This window comes from Streptomyces sp. 4N509B, assembly GCF_052245655.1.
Lineage (GTDB): Bacteria > Actinomycetota > Actinomycetes > Streptomycetales > Streptomycetaceae > Streptomyces.
Genome location: NZ_JBQQBZ010000025.1, coordinates 70,930 through 86,418, shown reverse-complemented (window position 1 = coordinate 86,418; position 15,489 = coordinate 70,930). Strand labels below are relative to the sequence as shown.

Below are 15,489 nucleotides of genomic sequence, written 5' to 3'. Positions count from 1 at the left end.
TTTCCGACCCCGAGTGCACGATTCGGCGTCGGATGGGGGACAGTGGAGGAAGTCAGGGCACCTCGAAGAACCCTCGAAGAAGAGGCACAAACGTCGGTGAGGGATGACGTGAGCGAAAACCGCTACGACGACACGACAGACAACGCGGTACTCCTGCGGTACGGCAACGACGAGTACCGCTATCCGGTGGTGGAGAGCTCGGTGGGCGACCGGGGCTTCGACATCGGCAAGCTGCGCGCCCAGACCGGTCTGGTGACCCTGGACTCCGGTTACGGCAACACTTCGGCGTGCACATCGGCGATTACGTACCTCGACGGCGAGCGCGGGATCCTTCGTTACCGTGGGTATCCGATCGAGCAGCTGGCGGAGCGCGGCTCCTTCCTGGAGACGGCGTACCTCCTGATCCACGGCGAGCTGCCCACGGTGGACGAGATGGCCGCCTTCCGGAACGAGATCACGCAGCACACGCTGCTGCACGAGGACGTCAAACGGTTCTACGACGGCTTCCCCAGGGACGCCCACCCGATGGCGATGCTGACCTCCGTGGTCAGCGCCCTCTCGACCTTCTACCAGGACAGCCACAACCCCCTGGACCCCCAGCAGCGGCACATCTCCACGATCCGGCTGCTGGCGAAGCTGCCGACGATCGCCGCGTACGCGTACAAGAAGGCGATCGGCCACCCCCCGGTCTACCCGCGCAACGACCTGGGGTACGTCGAGAACTTCCTGCGGATGACCTTCTCGGTCCCGGCCGAGGAGTACCACCCGGACCCGGTGGTGGCCAGCGCGCTGGACAAGCTCCTGATCCTCCACGCCGACCACGAGCAGAACTGCTCCACCTCCACGGTCCGCATCGTCGGCTCCTCCCAGGCCAACCTCTTCGTCTCGATCTCCGCCGGCATCAACGCCCTCTGGGGCCCGCTGCACGGCGGCGCCAACGCGGCGGTGCTGGACATGCTGGAGACCATCCAGGCCGAGGGCGGCGACGTGGACTCCTTCATCCGCCGGGTGAAGAACAAGGAGCAGGGCGTCAAGCTCATGGGCTTCGGCCACCGCGTCTACAAGAACTTCGACCCCCGGGCGAAGATCATCAAGGTGGCGGCGCACGAGGTGCTCGGCGCGCTGGGCAAGTCCGACGAGCTGCTGGACATCGCCCTGCGCCTGGAGGAGCGCGCGCTCAGCGACGACTACTTCGTCTCCCGCAAGCTCTACCCGAACGTCGACTTCTACACCGGCCTGATCTACCGGGCCATGGGCTTCCCCACCAGCATGTTCACGGTGCTCTTCGCGCTGGGGCGGCTGCCGGGCTGGATCGCCCAGTGGCACGAGATGATCACCGACCCCACCACCCGCATCGGCCGCCCGCGCCAGGTCTACACCGGCGCCGTCGAGCGGAACTACGTGCCGGTCGAACAGCGGTGAGACCCGCCACGGCGCGGTGAGGAGTGGGGCCTCGGAGGGCGGTGCGACCGCCGTCCTCCGATGTGACGCAGGTCACACCAATCTCCTTGCAACCTTTCCGTGAGTCGTGGGTCTAACCGGTCAACGTTGGCGCGGATTCGGCTGGATCCACGCCAACCGCCGTCCAGCCGGGGTCCCGTGGGGGGACGCTCTGAGCGGACGGCAGTAAGCGCCCCGCGCCGGGCCCTGTGGGGGGACCCGTAGCGGGGCGCTTTTCATGCCCTGGTCGGCCGCGTGGGTGGCTGCCCTACGCCCTGCCGACCAGCTCGTACCCGGCCTCGTCGACGGCGGCGCGCACCGCGTCGTCGGCCAGCGGGCCCTCCGACACGACGGTGACCAGACCGCTGGCGGCGGTGGCCGTGACCTCCGTGACCCCCGACAGGGCCGAGACCTCCGTCCGCACCGCGCCCTCGCAGTGCCCGCAGGTCATGCCGGAGACCTTGTACGTCGTGGTGGTCATGGGCGTACCTCGCTTCCTGGTGCTTCCTCGGTGCTCTCTCGTGGCTCCCCCGGCCCGTGCTCCCGGACCGTCTGGCGCCCTGGGCTCAGTATACCCCCAAGGGGTATCACCCTATGGTGTCGGGGTCGCCCCTAGGGGAGACTGGACGAGGCCCGGGTAAGTCCCGGGTTTCGGCCCGGTGTTGTTCCGGCCGTGGGTGTCATCTGTCAGCTTTGCTTTACAGGTTCGACGAGCGGGATCCGCGGCGAGAAACGGATGGGGCATGGACGGCGCTTTGTGGACGTACATCCTGCTGGCCCTCACCACCGCGCCACCCCTCGTCCCGAACGCCGCCCTCATCGCCACCGCGGGCGCCCTGGCCGCCGCCGGCGAGCTGAGCCTGATCGTCGTGCTCCTGGTGGTGGCGGGCAGCGCGATCGCCGGTGACGCCGCCGTCTACGGCATCGGGCGGCTGGCCAGTGCCCCCGCCCTCCGCTGGCTCGCGCGAACCTCCCGTCGCCGCACGGCGCTGGAGTGGACGGCCACCCGCATCCACGCCCACGGCGTGCCGTTCGTCGTCGCCGTGCGCTTCCTGCCCAGCGGCCGGCTGGTCGGCGGGCTCGTCGCCGCCGTCGTGCGGTATCCCGCACGCCGTTACCTGCTGGGGGCGGGGATCGCCGAGGTCGTGTGGGCCTCCTACTCGGTCGCCATCGGGTACTGGGGCGGCTCCGCGCTGAACAACGTGTGGTCGGCGCTGGCCGTCGGCACCGCCGTCTCCCTGCTGGTCGCGGTCCTCGCGCAGCTGCTCGCCCGCCGCTCGCACCAGCCGACGGCGGGCGAGTCGCACGGCCGCAGCCGGATCTGTGCCCGCGGTGGGCCGCTCGCGCCCCGCGAGGACACGGGTGGCGCGGGTAGCGCGGGCGGTGCCGGCGACACCGGCGGCACCGGCGGCACGGCCGGCATGGCCCAGCGCGTGCGCTGGTGCGCGCGCTAGCCCGGGTCGTCCCCGGGGCGGCCGGGGCGGCCGGCGTGACGTCAGGGGCGCGCCCTGGGCCCTCAGCCACCGCGGTAGCCGGGTCGGCGGGTGACCCACTCGCGGATCGCCTCCGGGTCCCAGTACGGCCGGCCGTTCTCGACGGTCTCCGGCGGCGGAAGCAAGCCGTGCTTGCGGTAGGACCGCACGGTGTCCGGCTGAACCCGGATGTACGCGGCGATCTCCCGGTACGACCACAGCCCACGATCCGTCATGTCTCTCCGTACCTCCAAGGGCAGCATCTGATGATCCGTCAGTGATCCGTCAGGCTGTATTCCTCGGAACGGGGCCGGTGCACGCCGGGTCCTGGCCCGTCACGCGCCTGTGGCGGGTCCAGAACGCGGCGGTGACAGCGGTGACAGGACGGTGACACAGCGATCACCAACGGTCGCCGCTGGGGGTCGCCATGCTCGGGCGCCGGCCGCGCTTCCTGTGATCACCGAGCCCTCGCGGCCCGTCTCCCCGACGCTTGTGGGACGGCCTTCAGTGGTTGCTGGGAAAGCCGAGGTTGATGCCGCCCTCCGCCGTGGCGGGGTCGGGCCACCGGGAGGTGATGACCTTGCCCCGCGTGTAGAAGCGGACGCCCTCGGGCCCGTACACGTGGTGGTCCCCGAAGAGGGACTCCTTCCAGCCACCGAAGGAGTGGTAGCCGACCGGCACCGGGATCGGCACGTTGACCCCGACCATGCCGGCCTCGACCTCCAGCTGGAAGCGGCGGGCCGCGCCGCCGTCCCGCGTGAAGACGGCCGTGCCGTTGCCCCAGCGCGAGCCGTTGATCAAGGCCAGCGCCTCGTCGTAGCTCGCGACGCGCGCCACGCACAGCACCGGGCCGAAGATCTCGTCCCGGTAGGCGTCCATCTCCGGCGTCACCCGGTCCAGCAGCGAGACGCCGAGGAAGAAGCCGCCCTCGTGCCCCGGCACGACGAGCCCCGTGCCGTCCACCACCACCTCCGCGCCCTGCTCCCGCGCCGCCGGCACGTACGCGGCGACCCGTGCCCGGTGCTCGGCGGTGATCAGCGGGCCCATCTCCGAGGACGGGTCGTCGCCGGGGCCGATCCGCAGCCCCTTCGCCCGCCGGGCCAGCCGCGCCACCAGCGCGTCGCCCGTGGCCTCGCCCACCGCCACCACCACCGAGACGGCCATGCACCGCTCACCCGCCGAGCCGTAGGCGGCGTTGATCGCGTTGTCGGCGGCGACGTCGAGGTCGGCGTCGGGCAGGACCAGCATGTGGTTCTTGGCGCCGCCCAGGGCCTGCACCCGCTTGCCGTGCTCCCACGCGCCCCGCTGGACGGCCCGCGCCACGGGCGTGGAGCCGACGAAGCTGACGGCCGCCACGTCCGGATGGGCCAGCAGCCGCTCCACGGCGGGCCGGTCCCCCTGCACGACGTTCAGCACGCCCGGCGGGAAGCCCGCGTCCCGGGCCAGCGCCGCCAGCAGCAGGGAGGCGGAGGGGTCCTTCTCGCTGGGCTTGAGGACGAAGGTGTTGCCGCAGGCGATCGCCACGGGGAACATCCACAGCGGCACCATCGCGGGGAAGTTGAACGGCGTGACGCCCGCGACCACGCCGAGCGGCTGCCGGATCGAGGCCACGTCGACGCCGTTGGAGACCTGGGTGGACAGCTCGCCCTTGAGCAGCGTCGGGATCGAGCAGGCCAGCTCCACGATCTCCAGGCCGCGCGCCACCTCGCCGAGCGCGTCCGCGTGGACCTTGCCGTGCTCGGCGGTGATCAGCCGCGCCAGCTCCTCGCGGTGGGCGTGCAGCAGTTCGCGGTAGCGGAACAGCAGCGCGGTGCGGTGGGCGAGGGAGGCGCCGCGCCAGGAGCGGAACGCCTCGTGGGCCGCCGCCACCGCGCGGTCCACCTCGGCCGGTGAGGCGAGGTCGACCTCGGCCGTCTGCCGGCCCGTGGCCGGGTCGTACACCGGTCCGGAGCGGCCCGAGGAGCCGGACAGGGTCTCGTTGCCGACGAAGTGCGAGATGGTGCGCATGACAGCTCCCTTGCATCCCTTGCGTCCCTTGCGTCCCTTGCGGTGGTCACAGGTGGCGGCGGCGGGTGGCGGCGTGGCGGTCGTACTCCACGCGGGCGGCGCGGGCCGCCTCGCGGGTGGCGGTGGCCGCGACCGGCACGTCCCACCAGGCCTGCGCCTCGGGGGCCGTGGCCGCCGGGTCGGTCTCCACGTACACGCAGGTGGGGCGGTCCGAGGCGCGGGCGGCGGCGAGGGCGGCGCGCAGCTCGCCGTAGCTGTCGGCGCGCAGCACCGCCATGCCCAGCGAGGCCGCGTTGGCGGCCAGGTCCACCGGCAGCGGGGCGCCGGTGTATCCGCCGTCGGCGTCGCGGTAGCGGTAGGCGGTGCCGAAGCGTTCGGCGCCCGTCGCCTCCGACAGGCCGCCGATCGAGGCGTAGCCATGGTTCTGGACGATGACGACGTTGATGTTCACGCCCTCCTGCACGGCGGTGACGATCTCGGTCGGCATCATCAGGTACGTGCCGTCCCCGACCAGGGCCCACACCGGGCGGTCGGGGGCCGCGAGGCGCACGCCGATCGCGGCCGGGATCTCGTATCCCATGCAGGAGTAGCCGTACTCCAGGTGGTACTGGCGCGGCGAGCGGGCCCGCCACAGCTTGTGCAGGTCGCCGGGGAGGGAGCCGGCCGCGTTGATGACGACGTCCTCGTCGCCGACGACCGACTCCAGGGCGCCGATCACGTGCGTCTGCGTGGGGCGGTCGGCCTCGGAGGTGGGCGTGAGGGCGGCCGTGGTGACCTTCTCCCACCGCTCCCGGCCCGCCGCGTACGCCGCCTCGTACTCCGGCGGGACGCGGTACCCGCCGCCGTCGGGGGCGGCAAGGGCCAGGCGGAGCGCCACGAGCCCCTCGCGGGCGTCCGCGACCAGCGGCAGCCCGCCCATCTTGTGCGCGTCGAACGGGGAGATCGTCAGGTTCAGAAACCGCACCGCCGGGTGGGCGAAGAGGGTGCCGGAGGCCGTGGTGAAGTCCGTGTACCGGGTGCCGACGCCGATCACCAGGTCGGCGGAGCGGGCCAGTTCGTCCGCCACGGCCGTGCCGGTGTGCCCGATGCCTCCCACCTCGCAGGGGTGGTCGTAACGCAGTGCGCCCTTGCCGGACTGCGTCGTGGCCACGGGGATGCCGGTGGCGTCGGCCAGCGCCGCGAGGGCCTCCTCCGCCCGGCTGTGGTGGACCCCGCCGCCGGCCACCAGCAACGGGCGCCGCGCCGCGCGCACCGCCCGCGCCGCCTCGGCCAGGGCGTCCGCCTCGGGCGCTGGCCTGGCGACCCGCCAGACCCGCTCGGCGAAGAACTCCTCCGGCCAGTCGTGGCTCTCCGCCTGCACGTCCTGCGGCAGCGCCAGCGTCACCGCGCCCGTCTCGACCGGGTCGGCCAGGACCCGCATCGCCGCGAGCGCGGCCGGGACGAGGGCCTCGGGGCGGGTGACGCGGTCGAAGTACCGGGAGACGGGGCGCAGCGCGTCGTTGACGGAGACGTCGCCGGCGGCCGGATGCTCCAGCTGCTGGAGGACGGGGTCGGCGGGGCGGGTGGCGAAGGTGTCGCCCGGCAGCAGCAGCACCGGGAGCCGGTTGATGGTGGCGAGGGCGGCTCCGGTGACGAGGTTGGTGGCGCCGGGGCCGATGGAGGTGGTGACGGCCTGGGCCGACAGGCGGTCCTTCTGCCGCGCGTACGCGACGGCGGCGTGCACCATGGCCTGCTCGTTGCGGCCCTGGTGGAACGGCAGCGGCGCGCCCGGGCCCTGGCCCGCCTCGACCAGCGCCTGCCCGAGGCCGGCGACGTTGCCGTGGCCGAAGATGCCCCAGCAGGACTCCACCAGCCGCTCGCGGTGGCCGTCCCGCTCGGTGTACTGCGCCGCGAGGAAGCGCACCAGGGCCTGGGCGACGGTGAGGTGACGGGTGGCGGGCTCGGGCCCTTCGCGTTCGGGCCGCTCGGGCGTGTGGTGCTGGGGCCTGTGGTGCTCGGGCCTGTCGTGCTCTGACCTGTTCGCTACGGACGGGCTCACGGGGCATCAGCCTTTCGGGGCGTCGTAGAGGGGCAGGCGCGCGTCCACGGCCTGCCGCTCCCAGCTGCCGCGGATCCAGGCGTGGTCGGGGTGGTCGCTGATCAGCCACCGCCGCTCGGGGTCGGGGCCGGCCATGACGTTGAGGTAGTACATGTGGTGTCCGGGGGCGGCGATGGAGGGGCCGTGCCAGCCGTCGGGGATCAGCACGACGTCCCCGGTGCGGACCTCGGCCAGCACCTCGGTGCCGCTGCCGTGCCCGGAGGGCGTGACCCGCTGGTACCCGACGCCCTCGGCGGCCGGGTTGCCCTCGGCCGGGGCGATCTCGAAGTAGTAGATCTCCTCCAGGCGGGACTCGTGCCCCGGCCGGTGCTCGTCGTGCTTGTGCGGCGGGTAGGAGGACCAGTTGCCGCCGGGGGTGAGGACCTCGACGACGATGAGCTTCTCGGCGTCGAAGGTGTCGGCGGCGGCGAGGTTGTTGACCTGCCGCGAACAGGGGCCGGCGCCGCGCAGCTCGATCGGCACGCCGGCGGCGGGCCGGTGGCGGGCGGGGAACGCGGGCCGCGCCGGGCCCGCGGGCGCGTCGTCGTCGGCGGCGTCGGCGTCGGCGTCGAGGCGCGCCCCGGCGAGCGCGAAGCGCCCGCCGCCGCGGGAGGCGACCGTGACCTCGCTGCCCGGCGGCGCGTAGGCGAAGTCGCTCACCCCCGCGAAGACGCTGGCGCGCCCGCGGAGTTCGAAGGTGAGCGGGCGGGCGAGGGTCTGCCCCGCCACCGTGACGGCGCAGGACCCGGCCAGCGGCAGCACGATCCACTCGCTGCGGCCGGCGACGAAGGTGTGCTCACCGCCGGGGGCCAACGTCAGCACGCGGAGCGCGGCGTGGTCCAACGGCCCGCGCCCGGGGGAGACGTCCAGCGCGTAGGGGCCGGCGGGGGAGGACCCGGCCCGCAGGTGGTGGGCGGTCGGGTCGACGGCGGCGGTGGTCGGGTCAGCGGTGGTCGGGCTGGTCGTCCGGGTGTGCTGGCGGTCGGTGGTCACGGGTACGGCCCCCTCGTCGCGGCTCGTCTCGTCGGATGGGTCGGGCGGTGGGCGTCACAGCAGCCCCACGGCGGTGTCGACGGCGGCGGCCACGTCGCCGTCGGGCGGGTACAGCAGCGCGCGGCCCACGACCAGGCCCCGCACGGTGGGCAGCCGCAGGGCGGCCCGCCACCGCTCGAAGACGGCGTCCTGGTCGGCGGAGACGTCGCCGCCGAGCAGCACGGCCGGGAGCGTCGAGGCCGCCATGACCCGCGCCATCTCCTCGGCGTGCTCGGTCACGGGCACCTTCAGCCAGGTGTAGGCCGAGGTGCCGCCGAGCCCCGAGGCGATCGCGAGGGAGGTGGCGATCGCCGCCGGGCTCAGGTCGTTGGTGAGCCGGCCGCCGACGCGCCGGGAGAGGAACGGCTCGACGAAGACGGGCAGCCGGGCGTGGGCCATGGCGTCGATCGCGCGGGCGGCGGCGTACATCGTGGCGGCGGAGCCCGCGTCGGAGTGGTCGATGCGCAGCAGCAGCTTGCCGGCGTCGAAGCCGAGACGGGTGAGGTCCTCGGCGCGGTATCCCGTGAAGCGGTCGTCGAGTTCGAACGTGGCGCCCGCCAGGCCGCCGCGGTTCATCGAGCCCATGGCGACCTTGCCCTCCAGCGCGCCGAGGAGCAGCAGGTCCTCCAGGACGTCGGCGGTGGCGAGAACGCCGTCGACGCCGGGACGGGAGAGGGCGACCAGCAGGCGCTCCAGCAGCCGGGGGCGGTCGGCCATGGCGAGGGGGTCGCCGCCCACCGCCAGGGCGCCGCGGGCCGGGTGGTCGGCGGCGATGATCATCAGCCGGCCGCCGTCGCCGACCAGGCCGCGCCGCGCGCGCCGGGCGGCGGCCTCGGCGATCGCCTCCGGGTGGTGGGCGCGCACCGCCGCGAGCTCGGAGATGGTGACGCTCACGGCCGGCTCTCCCCACGGCCGTCCGGGACCGCCGCGTCCGCCGCCTGGGGGGCGGGCGCCTCGGCGCCCGCGAGGAGGGCCTCGACCTCGGAGGTGTACGGCATGGCGGAGGAGCAGGCGAGACGGGAGGCGACGAGGGCGCCCGCCGCGTTGCAGAAGCGGACCAGCCGCTCCGGCTCCCAGCCCGCCAGCAGGCCGTGGCAGAGCGCGCCGCCGAAGGCGTCGCCCGCGCCGAGGCCGTTGACCACCTCGACGGGGTGGGGCGGCGCCTCGGCGACGCGGCCGTCGCGGTGGAGCGCGAGCACCCCGTCGGGGCCGCGCTTGACGACGGCGAGGTCGACGCCGGCGGCGATGAGCGCCTCGGCGCAGGCACGCGGCTCCCGTTCGCCCGTGGCGACCTCGCACTCGGCGACGTTGCCCACGGCGACGGTGGCGTGGGCCAGGGCCTCTCGGTAGTGGGGGCGTGCGGCCCAGGCGTCGCCGCCGCGCCAGAACATCGGCCGCCAGTCGAGGTCGAAGACCGTGGCGACCTGGCCGTGACCGTGGCCGTCGCCGCGCCGCCGCTCCGCGAGCGCGGTCAGCGTGGCGGCGCGGCTGGGCTCCTCGCACAGCCCGGTGCCGGTCACCCAGAAGACGCGGGCGCTCCTGACGGCGGCGAGGTCCAGCTCGTGCGGGTGGATCTCCAGGTCGGGGGCCTTGGGCAGCCGGTAGAAGTAGAGCGGGAAGTCGTCGGGCGGGAAGATCTCGCAGAACGTCACCGGCGTGGGCAGGCCGTCCACCGCCGTCACCCAGCGGTCGTCCACGCCGAACTCCGTGAGCGCCTGGTGGCAGTAGTCGCCGAACGGGTCGCGTCCGGTGCGCGAGATCACGGCCGTGGCCCGGCCGTGGCGGGCGGCGGCCACGGCGACGTTGGTCGCCGAGCCGCCGAGGAACTTGCCGAAGGTCTCGACCTTCGGGAGCGGTACGCCGGTCTGGAGCGGGTAGATGTCGACCCCGATGCGGCCCATCGTGATCACGTCGAGTGCTGGCATGCCCACGCTCGCTCCCTCGCTTCGCTCGCGGATTCCCTCAAGCCTCAGTCCGGCGTCGACGGCCTGTCAATACTTTGTCATTACATATGGACGTGCGCCGCCGCCGTGCGCGCCGTTATGGCCTCGTTACGTCAGGACGACGTATTGTCCGGACAAACTATTGACAGTGCCGCCCCGGAGCGGTTTGCTCCCGTTCTGCAACGGCCCCGCCACGGGCCGACCCCACCCGAAGTGAGGTACCAGGACGATGACCCGTATCCCGCGTTCCCGCCGATCACGCAGGATGTCCATGCTCGCCGCGCTCGGCGCGGCCGGCGCGCTGCTGCTCGCCGGCTGCTCCAGCGACTCCGGCGGCAGGGAGTCGGAGGAGGAGGCGGGCGAGGCGGGCGTCGGCGAGTCCGGCACCGAGCGCCTCACCATCGCCCTGGTCACCCACCAGGCGCCCGGCGACACCTTCTGGGACATCGTCCGCGAGGGTGCCGAGATGGCCGCCAGGAAGAGCAACGTCGAGCTGATCTACTCGGCCGACCCCGAGGTGGCCCGGCAGGCCACCCTCATCCAGAACGCCATCGACCAGGACGTCGACGGCATCGCCGTCTCCCTCGCCAACCCCGAGGGGCTGCGGGACGCGCTCGCCGCCGCCACCGACGCCGGCATCCCCGTCGTCAGCCTCAACTCCGGCCTCGACTCCTGGCAGGACGTGGGCGCCCTCGCCCACTTCGGCCAGGACGAGTCCGTCGCGGGCGAGGCGCTCGGCGAGCGGCTCAACGAGGACGGCGCCGAGCGCGCCGTCTGCGTCATCCACGAGCAGGGCAACATCGGCCTCGAACAGCGCTGCGAGGGCGTCGCGGAGACCTTCGAGGGCGAGATCGAGAACCTCTACGTCGAGGGCACCGACATGCCGGGCGTGAAGGCCACGATCGAGGCCAAGCTCCGCCAGGACGAGGCGGTCGACCACGTGATCGCCCTCGGCGCGCCGTTCGCGCTCACCGCCGTGACCTCCGTCGCCGACGCCGGCAGCGAGGCCGAGGTCGCCACCTTCGACCTCAACAGCGAGCTCGCCCAGTCCATCCAGGACGGCGACATCGCCTTCGCCGTCGACCAGCAGCCCTACCTCCAGGGGTACATGGCGGTCGACACCCTGTGGGCGTACAACACCAACGGCAACTTCCCCGGCGGCGGCCAGGAGCCGGTGCTGACGGGCCCCGCCTTCGTCGACGAGTCGAACATCGAGGAAGTCGCCGCGTTCGCGGCCAACGGCACCAGGTGACGGGAACCCGATGAGCCCCACGACATCCGACACCGCCGACCCCTCCGGGCCGACCGGCACGTCCCCCACCGCCAAGGCGGCGGGGGACGTCCCCGGCTCCCCGCCCGGGGGGGACGGCCGCACCACCCGGCGCTCCCTGCCGCGCCGCGTGCTGGCCAGGCCGGAGATGGGCGCCCTGATCGGCGCCGTCGCCGTCTACCTCGTCTTCTACGCGGTCGCCGAGCCGTTCCGCGACGTCGACTCCTTCGTCACCACGATCCTCTACCAGGCCTCGACGCTCGGCATCATGGCCGTGCCCGTGGCCCTGCTGATGATCGGCGGCGAGTTCGACCTCTCGGCGGGCGTCGCCGTCGTCAGCTCGGCGCTCACCGCGAGCATGTTCGCCTACGAGCTGACGTTGAACGTCTGGATGGGCGTGCTCGCCGCCCTCGCCCTCTCCCTCGCGGTGGGCGCGTTCAACGGCATTCTGCTGGTGAAGACAGGCCTGCCCAGCTTCCTGGTGACGCTGGGCACCTTCATGATGCTCCAGGGCCTGAACCTCGCCCTCACCAAGGCCGTCAGCGGCACCGTCAGCACCGACTCCATCAGCGACATGGAGGGCTTCGAGCAGGCGCGCGACGTCTTCGCCTCCACCGTCACCATCCTCGGCACCGACGTCCGCGTCACGGTGCTGTACTGGCTCGCCTTCGCGGCGGTGGCCACCTGGGTCCTCTTCCGCACCCGCTACGGCAACTGGGTGTTCGCCGTCGGCGGGAACCAGGACAGCGCCCGCGCCATGGGCGTCCCCGTCACCTTCGTGAAGATAAGCCTCTTCATGACCGTCGGGTTCGGGGCCTGGTTCGCCGGCATGCACCAGCTCTTCGCCTTCAACACCATCCAGTCCAGCGGCGGCGTCGGCAACGAGCTCCTCTACATCGCCGCCGCGGTCATCGGCGGCGTGCTCCTGACCGGCGGCTACGGCTCCATCTTCGGCCCGGTCATCGGCGCGCTGCTGTTCGGCATGGTCTACCAGGGCGTCGTCTACGCCAACTGGAACCCCGACTGGTTCATGTTCTTCCTCGGCGCGCTGCTGCTGCTCGCCGTGTTGGTGAATCTGTACGTCCGCAAACAGGCCACCCGGAGGTGACCGACGTGACCGCCACGAAGACCGCGGGGACCGCCGCCGGCACCCCCCTCGTCGAGCTCACCGGCGTCGGCAAGTCCTACGGCAACATCCGGGCCCTGCACGGCGTCGACCTCAGCGTCCGCGCCGGGCAGGTCTCCTGCGTGCTCGGCGACAACGGCGCCGGCAAGTCCACCCTCATCAAGATCATCTCCGGGCTCCACCGCCACAGCGAGGGCGCCTTCCACATCGACGGCGCCCCCGTGCGCCTCGGCGGCCCACGCGAGGCCCTCGACCGCGGCATCGCCGCCGTCTACCAGGACCTCGCCACCGTGACGCTCATGCCGGTGTGGCGGAACTTCTTCCTCGGCTCGGAGATCACCAGGGGCCGCTGGCCCCTGCGGTGGCTCGACATCCCGGCGATGAAGCGGATCGCCGACGCCGAGCTGCGGCAGATGGGCATCGTCCTCGACGACCTCGACCAGCCCGTCGGCTCCCTTTCCGGCGGCCAGCGCCAGTCCGTGGCGATCGCCCGCGCCGTGTACTTCGGCGCGCGCGTGCTCATCCTCGACGAGCCCACGGCCGCCCTCGGCGTCAAGCAGTCCGGCGTGGTGCTGAAGTACATCGCCGCCGCCCGCGAGCGCGGCCTCGGCGTCGTCTTCATCACCCACAACCCCCACCACGCCTACATGGTCGGCGACCACTTCACGGTGCTGCGCCTCGGCACCGTCGAACTGAGCGCCCCCCGCGACCGGGTCAGCGTGGACCAGCTCACCCACCACATGGCGGGCGGCGTCGAGCTCACCGCGCTGCGGCACGAACTCGCCCAGGTCAGGGGCGTGGACGTGGCCGAGCTCCCCACGGCGGGCGACGTCCCGGGAGAGACCGGGGAGAAGCGGGTAAACGAGGAGAGCGGCGTGAAGACCGCGACGAAAGCGGATGAGACAGGCGAGACGAACGACACGAACGACACGAGCGAGACGAGCGAGAGAAGCGACACGAACGAGGTGAACGACGCCTGACGGCACCGGCCGGGCCCCGCGGGCGAGCACCCACGGGCCCGGCCCACAGGCAGGTAGCCGCCGGCGACGATGCCGGCCGGCCCGTCAGAAGGAGACCCACCATGCCCGTGCTGGACCGCATCCGCGTCGGCTCGGCCCCCGACTCCTGGGGGGTCTGGTTCCCCGACGACCCCCGACAGGTGCCGTGGCGGCGCTTCCTCGACGAGGTCGCCGAGGCCGGCTACCGCTGGATCGAGCTCGGACCCTACGGATACCTGCCCACCGACCCCGCCCGGCTGCGCGACGAGCTCGCCCACCGCGAGCTGTCCGTCTCCGCCGGCACCGTCTTCACCGCGCTCCACCGCGGCCCCGAGGTGTGGGACGCCACCTGGCGGCACGTCCGCGAGGTCGCCGCCCTCACCCAGGCCATGGGCGCGCGCCACCTCGTCGTCATCCCCGAGTTCTGGCGCGACCCGGCCACCGGCGAGCGCACCGAGAGCCCGACCCTGACCCCCGCCCAGTTCGCGGACCTCGCCCGCGGCCTCGAGCGCCTGGGCCGCGAGGTCCGCGACGCCTTCGGCCTCGACATCGTCGTCCACCCCCACGCCGACACCCACGTCGACACGGAGGAGAACGTCGTCCGCCTGCTGGACGCCACCGACGCCGACGCCGTCCGCCTCTGCCTCGACACCGGCCACTACGCCTACTGCGGCGGCGACAGCCTCCGCCTCATCGAGACCTACGGCGAGCGCCTCGGATACCTCCACCTCAAGCAGGTGGACCCCGCCGTCCTCGCCGAGGTCGTCCGCGACGCGACGCCGTTCGGCGAGGCCGTGCGCCGCGGCGTCTTCCTCGAACCCCCACGCGGCCTACCGGAGATGCCGCCCGTGCTGCACGCCGCGCAGGCCCTGGGCGTCGACCTCTTCGCCATCGTCGAGCAGGACATGTACCCCTGCCCGCCCGAGCGCCCCTTCCCGGTCGCCCGGCGCACCCGTCGTTTCCTCGCCGCGTGCGGGGCCTGACCCACCGTAAGGCACCTCATGAACCACCCCTCCACACGCCGGGCGCCCCTCGGCGTGGCCGTCGTCGGCACGGGCGCCATGGGCGCCGACCACGTGCGCCGCCTCACCGAGGTGACCAGCGGCGCGCGCGTCGTCGCCGTCGCCGACGTCGACGCCGACCGCGTCGCCGCCGTGGCCGCGGCCGTCGACGACTGCACCGCCCACACCGACCCCGTCGCCGCACTCGACGCGCCGGGCGTCGAGGCCGTCCTCGTCGCCTCGCCGGGGCCCGCCCACGAGGCCATCCTGCTCGCCGCCCTCGAACGCGACCTGCCCGTGCTGTGCGAGAAGCCCCTGACCCCCGACCCCGCGAGCGCACTGCGCGTCCTCGCGGCGGAGCAGCGCCTGGGCCACCGCCGCATCCAGGTCGGCTTCATGCGCCGCTACGACGCCGAGTACCTCCGGCTGCGGGCCCTGCTGGCCGCCGGCACCCTCGGCCGCCCCCTGATGTTCCACTGCCGCCACCGCAACGCCGCGCCGCACCCGTCCTTCGTCGACGCGATGCTGATCAACGACTCCGTCGCACACGAGATCGACGCCACGCGCTGGCTGCTCGGCCAGGAGGTCACCGCGGTCACCGTGCACCGCCCGACCCCCTCCGCCCACGCGCCCACCGGGCTCGGCGACCCCCAGCTCGTGATCCTGCGGACCGCCGACGGCGCCCTCGTCGACGTGGAGATCTTCGTCAGCTGCGGCTTCGGCTACCAGGTGCAGGCCGAGGTGGTCTGCGAGCGCGGCACGGCGCGGATCGGCGAGGCCCACGGGCTGATGACGAACACCGCCGCCGGCTGGGGCGGCGCCATCGCCCCCGACTTCGTCGAGCGCTTCGCCGACGCCTACGACCGCGAGGTGCAGGCGTGGGTCGACGCCACCCGACGGGGCGAGACCACCGGAGCCAGCGCCTGGGACGGCTACGCCAGCGCGGCCGTCTGCGCGGCCGGGGTGGCCGCCCAGCGCACCCCGGGGGAGAGCGTCCCCGTCGCCCTCGGGGACCGCCCGCCGTTCTACGACGACCCGCCGTCCCACGACGGCCCGCCGAGCGGAGGCTGACCGCCGTGACCCACCCCGCCAGCCGCCCGCCGGGCACGCTCTTACCCACGGC

At 73.4% G+C, this 15,489-nt stretch carries 13 protein-coding genes and 1 pseudogene; 7 read left to right on the top strand and 7 right to left on the bottom strand.

Annotated features, from left to right (window positions below; all coding sequences use genetic code 11):
* Positions 1 to 96 precede the first annotated feature (96 nt).
* Positions 97 to 1,422 (top strand): citrate synthase, encoded by a 1,326-nt coding sequence (locus tag ACTWP5_RS21925; protein WP_443222761.1) that lies wholly within the window; start codon positions 97 to 99, stop codon positions 1,420 to 1,422.
* A gap of 286 nt (positions 1,423 to 1,708) precedes the next feature.
* Here ACTWP5_RS21925 and ACTWP5_RS21920 read toward each other — a convergent pair.
* A pseudogene (locus ACTWP5_RS21920) lies at positions 1,709 to 1,918 on the bottom strand (heavy-metal-associated domain-containing protein); the annotation flags it as partial.
* 265 nt (positions 1,919 to 2,183) lie between these two features.
* Here ACTWP5_RS21920 and ACTWP5_RS21915 point away from each other — a divergent pair.
* Positions 2,184 to 2,894 (top strand): DedA family protein, encoded by a 711-nt coding sequence (locus ACTWP5_RS21915; protein WP_443222760.1) that lies wholly within the window; start codon positions 2,184 to 2,186, stop codon positions 2,892 to 2,894.
* Positions 2,895 to 2,956: 62 nt separating this feature from the next.
* On the opposite strand, the gene ACTWP5_RS21910 is transcribed toward ACTWP5_RS21915, so the two are convergent.
* From ACTWP5_RS21910 to iolC, 6 genes are all read right to left on the bottom strand, one after another.
* Entirely contained in the window at positions 2,957 to 3,148 is a 192-nt protein-coding gene (locus ACTWP5_RS21910; protein WP_443222759.1) for a helix-turn-helix transcriptional regulator, read from the bottom strand.
* 268 nt (positions 3,149 to 3,416) lie between these two features.
* On the bottom strand, positions 3,417 to 4,919 hold the full coding sequence (locus ACTWP5_RS21905; protein ID WP_443222758.1) for a CoA-acylating methylmalonate-semialdehyde dehydrogenase: 1,503 nt from the start codon (positions 4,917 to 4,919) through the stop codon (positions 3,417 to 3,419).
* 46 nt (positions 4,920 to 4,965) lie between these two features.
* Positions 4,966 to 6,822 carry a 3D-(3,5/4)-trihydroxycyclohexane-1,2-dione acylhydrolase (decyclizing) gene (gene iolD / locus ACTWP5_RS21900; RefSeq protein WP_443222784.1) on the bottom strand — a complete coding sequence of 619 codons (1,857 nt, stop codon included), beginning with the start codon at positions 6,820 to 6,822 and terminating at the stop codon, positions 4,966 to 4,968.
* Between the two features lie 141 nt (positions 6,823 to 6,963).
* Positions 6,964 to 7,902, bottom strand: a complete 939-nt coding sequence (iolB, locus tag ACTWP5_RS21895) for a 5-deoxy-glucuronate isomerase (RefSeq protein ID WP_443222783.1) — start codon at positions 7,900 to 7,902, stop codon at positions 6,964 to 6,966.
* A gap of 141 nt (positions 7,903 to 8,043) precedes the next feature.
* Positions 8,044 to 8,922, bottom strand: a complete 879-nt coding sequence (locus ACTWP5_RS21890) for a Cgl0159 family (beta/alpha)8-fold protein (RefSeq protein ID WP_443222757.1) — start codon at positions 8,920 to 8,922, stop codon at positions 8,044 to 8,046.
* Positions 8,919 to 9,953 carry a 5-dehydro-2-deoxygluconokinase gene (gene iolC / locus ACTWP5_RS21885; RefSeq protein ID WP_443222756.1) on the bottom strand — a complete coding sequence of 345 codons (1,035 nt, stop codon included), beginning with the start codon at positions 9,951 to 9,953 and terminating at the stop codon, positions 8,919 to 8,921. The genes ACTWP5_RS21890 and iolC overlap by 4 nt, the downstream gene beginning before the upstream one ends.
* A 289-nt stretch (positions 9,954 to 10,242) precedes the next feature.
* Between iolC and ACTWP5_RS21880 the strand changes: the two genes are divergently transcribed.
* The 5 genes from ACTWP5_RS21880 (at position 10,243) to ACTWP5_RS21860 (ending at position 15,437) form a co-directional block, all read left to right on the top strand.
* Positions 10,243 to 11,223 carry a sugar ABC transporter substrate-binding protein gene (locus ACTWP5_RS21880; RefSeq protein ID WP_443222755.1) on the top strand — a complete coding sequence of 327 codons (981 nt, stop codon included), beginning with the start codon at positions 10,243 to 10,245 and terminating at the stop codon, positions 11,221 to 11,223.
* A gap of 10 nt (positions 11,224 to 11,233) precedes the next feature.
* Positions 11,234 to 12,349, top strand: coding sequence for an ABC transporter permease (locus ACTWP5_RS21875; RefSeq protein ID WP_443222754.1), 1,116 nt, complete (start codon positions 11,234 to 11,236; stop codon positions 12,347 to 12,349).
* Positions 12,350 to 12,354: 5 nt separating this feature from the next.
* Positions 12,355 to 13,347, top strand: a complete 993-nt coding sequence (locus ACTWP5_RS21870) for an ATP-binding cassette domain-containing protein (RefSeq protein WP_443222753.1) — start codon at positions 12,355 to 12,357, stop codon at positions 13,345 to 13,347.
* A gap of 101 nt (positions 13,348 to 13,448) precedes the next feature.
* Entirely contained in the window at positions 13,449 to 14,348 is a 900-nt protein-coding gene (locus ACTWP5_RS21865) for a sugar phosphate isomerase/epimerase family protein (protein ID WP_443222752.1), read from the top strand.
* An 18-nt stretch (positions 14,349 to 14,366) separates the two neighbouring features.
* Positions 14,367 to 15,437, top strand: a complete 1,071-nt coding sequence (locus ACTWP5_RS21860) for a Gfo/Idh/MocA family protein (RefSeq protein WP_443222751.1) — start codon at positions 14,367 to 14,369, stop codon at positions 15,435 to 15,437.
* Positions 15,438 to 15,489: the final 52 nt, after the last annotated feature.

Bases quoted from the DNA above. Each gene is read 5' to 3' on its own strand.
- ACTWP5_RS21915 (WP_443222760.1), top strand. From the start codon at position 2,184: ATGGACGGCGCTTTGTGGACGTACATCCTGCTGGCCCTCACCACCGCG.
- ACTWP5_RS21910 (WP_443222759.1), bottom strand. From the start codon at position 3,148: ATGACGGATCGTGGGCTGTGGTCGTACCGGGAGATCGCCGCGTACATC.
- ACTWP5_RS21905 (WP_443222758.1), bottom strand. From the start codon at position 4,919: ATGCGCACCATCTCGCACTTCGTCGGCAACGAGACCCTGTCCGGCTCC.
- iolC (WP_443222756.1), bottom strand. From the start codon at position 9,953: ATGCCAGCACTCGACGTGATCACGATGGGCCGCATCGGGGTCGACATC.
- ACTWP5_RS21880 (WP_443222755.1), top strand. From the start codon at position 10,243: ATGCTCGCCGCGCTCGGCGCGGCCGGCGCGCTGCTGCTCGCCGGCTGC.
- ACTWP5_RS21875 (WP_443222754.1), top strand. From the start codon at position 11,234: ATGAGCCCCACGACATCCGACACCGCCGACCCCTCCGGGCCGACCGGC.
- ACTWP5_RS21865 (WP_443222752.1), top strand. From the start codon at position 13,449: ATGCCCGTGCTGGACCGCATCCGCGTCGGCTCGGCCCCCGACTCCTGG.
- ACTWP5_RS21860 (WP_443222751.1), top strand. From the start codon at position 14,367: ATGAACCACCCCTCCACACGCCGGGCGCCCCTCGGCGTGGCCGTCGTC.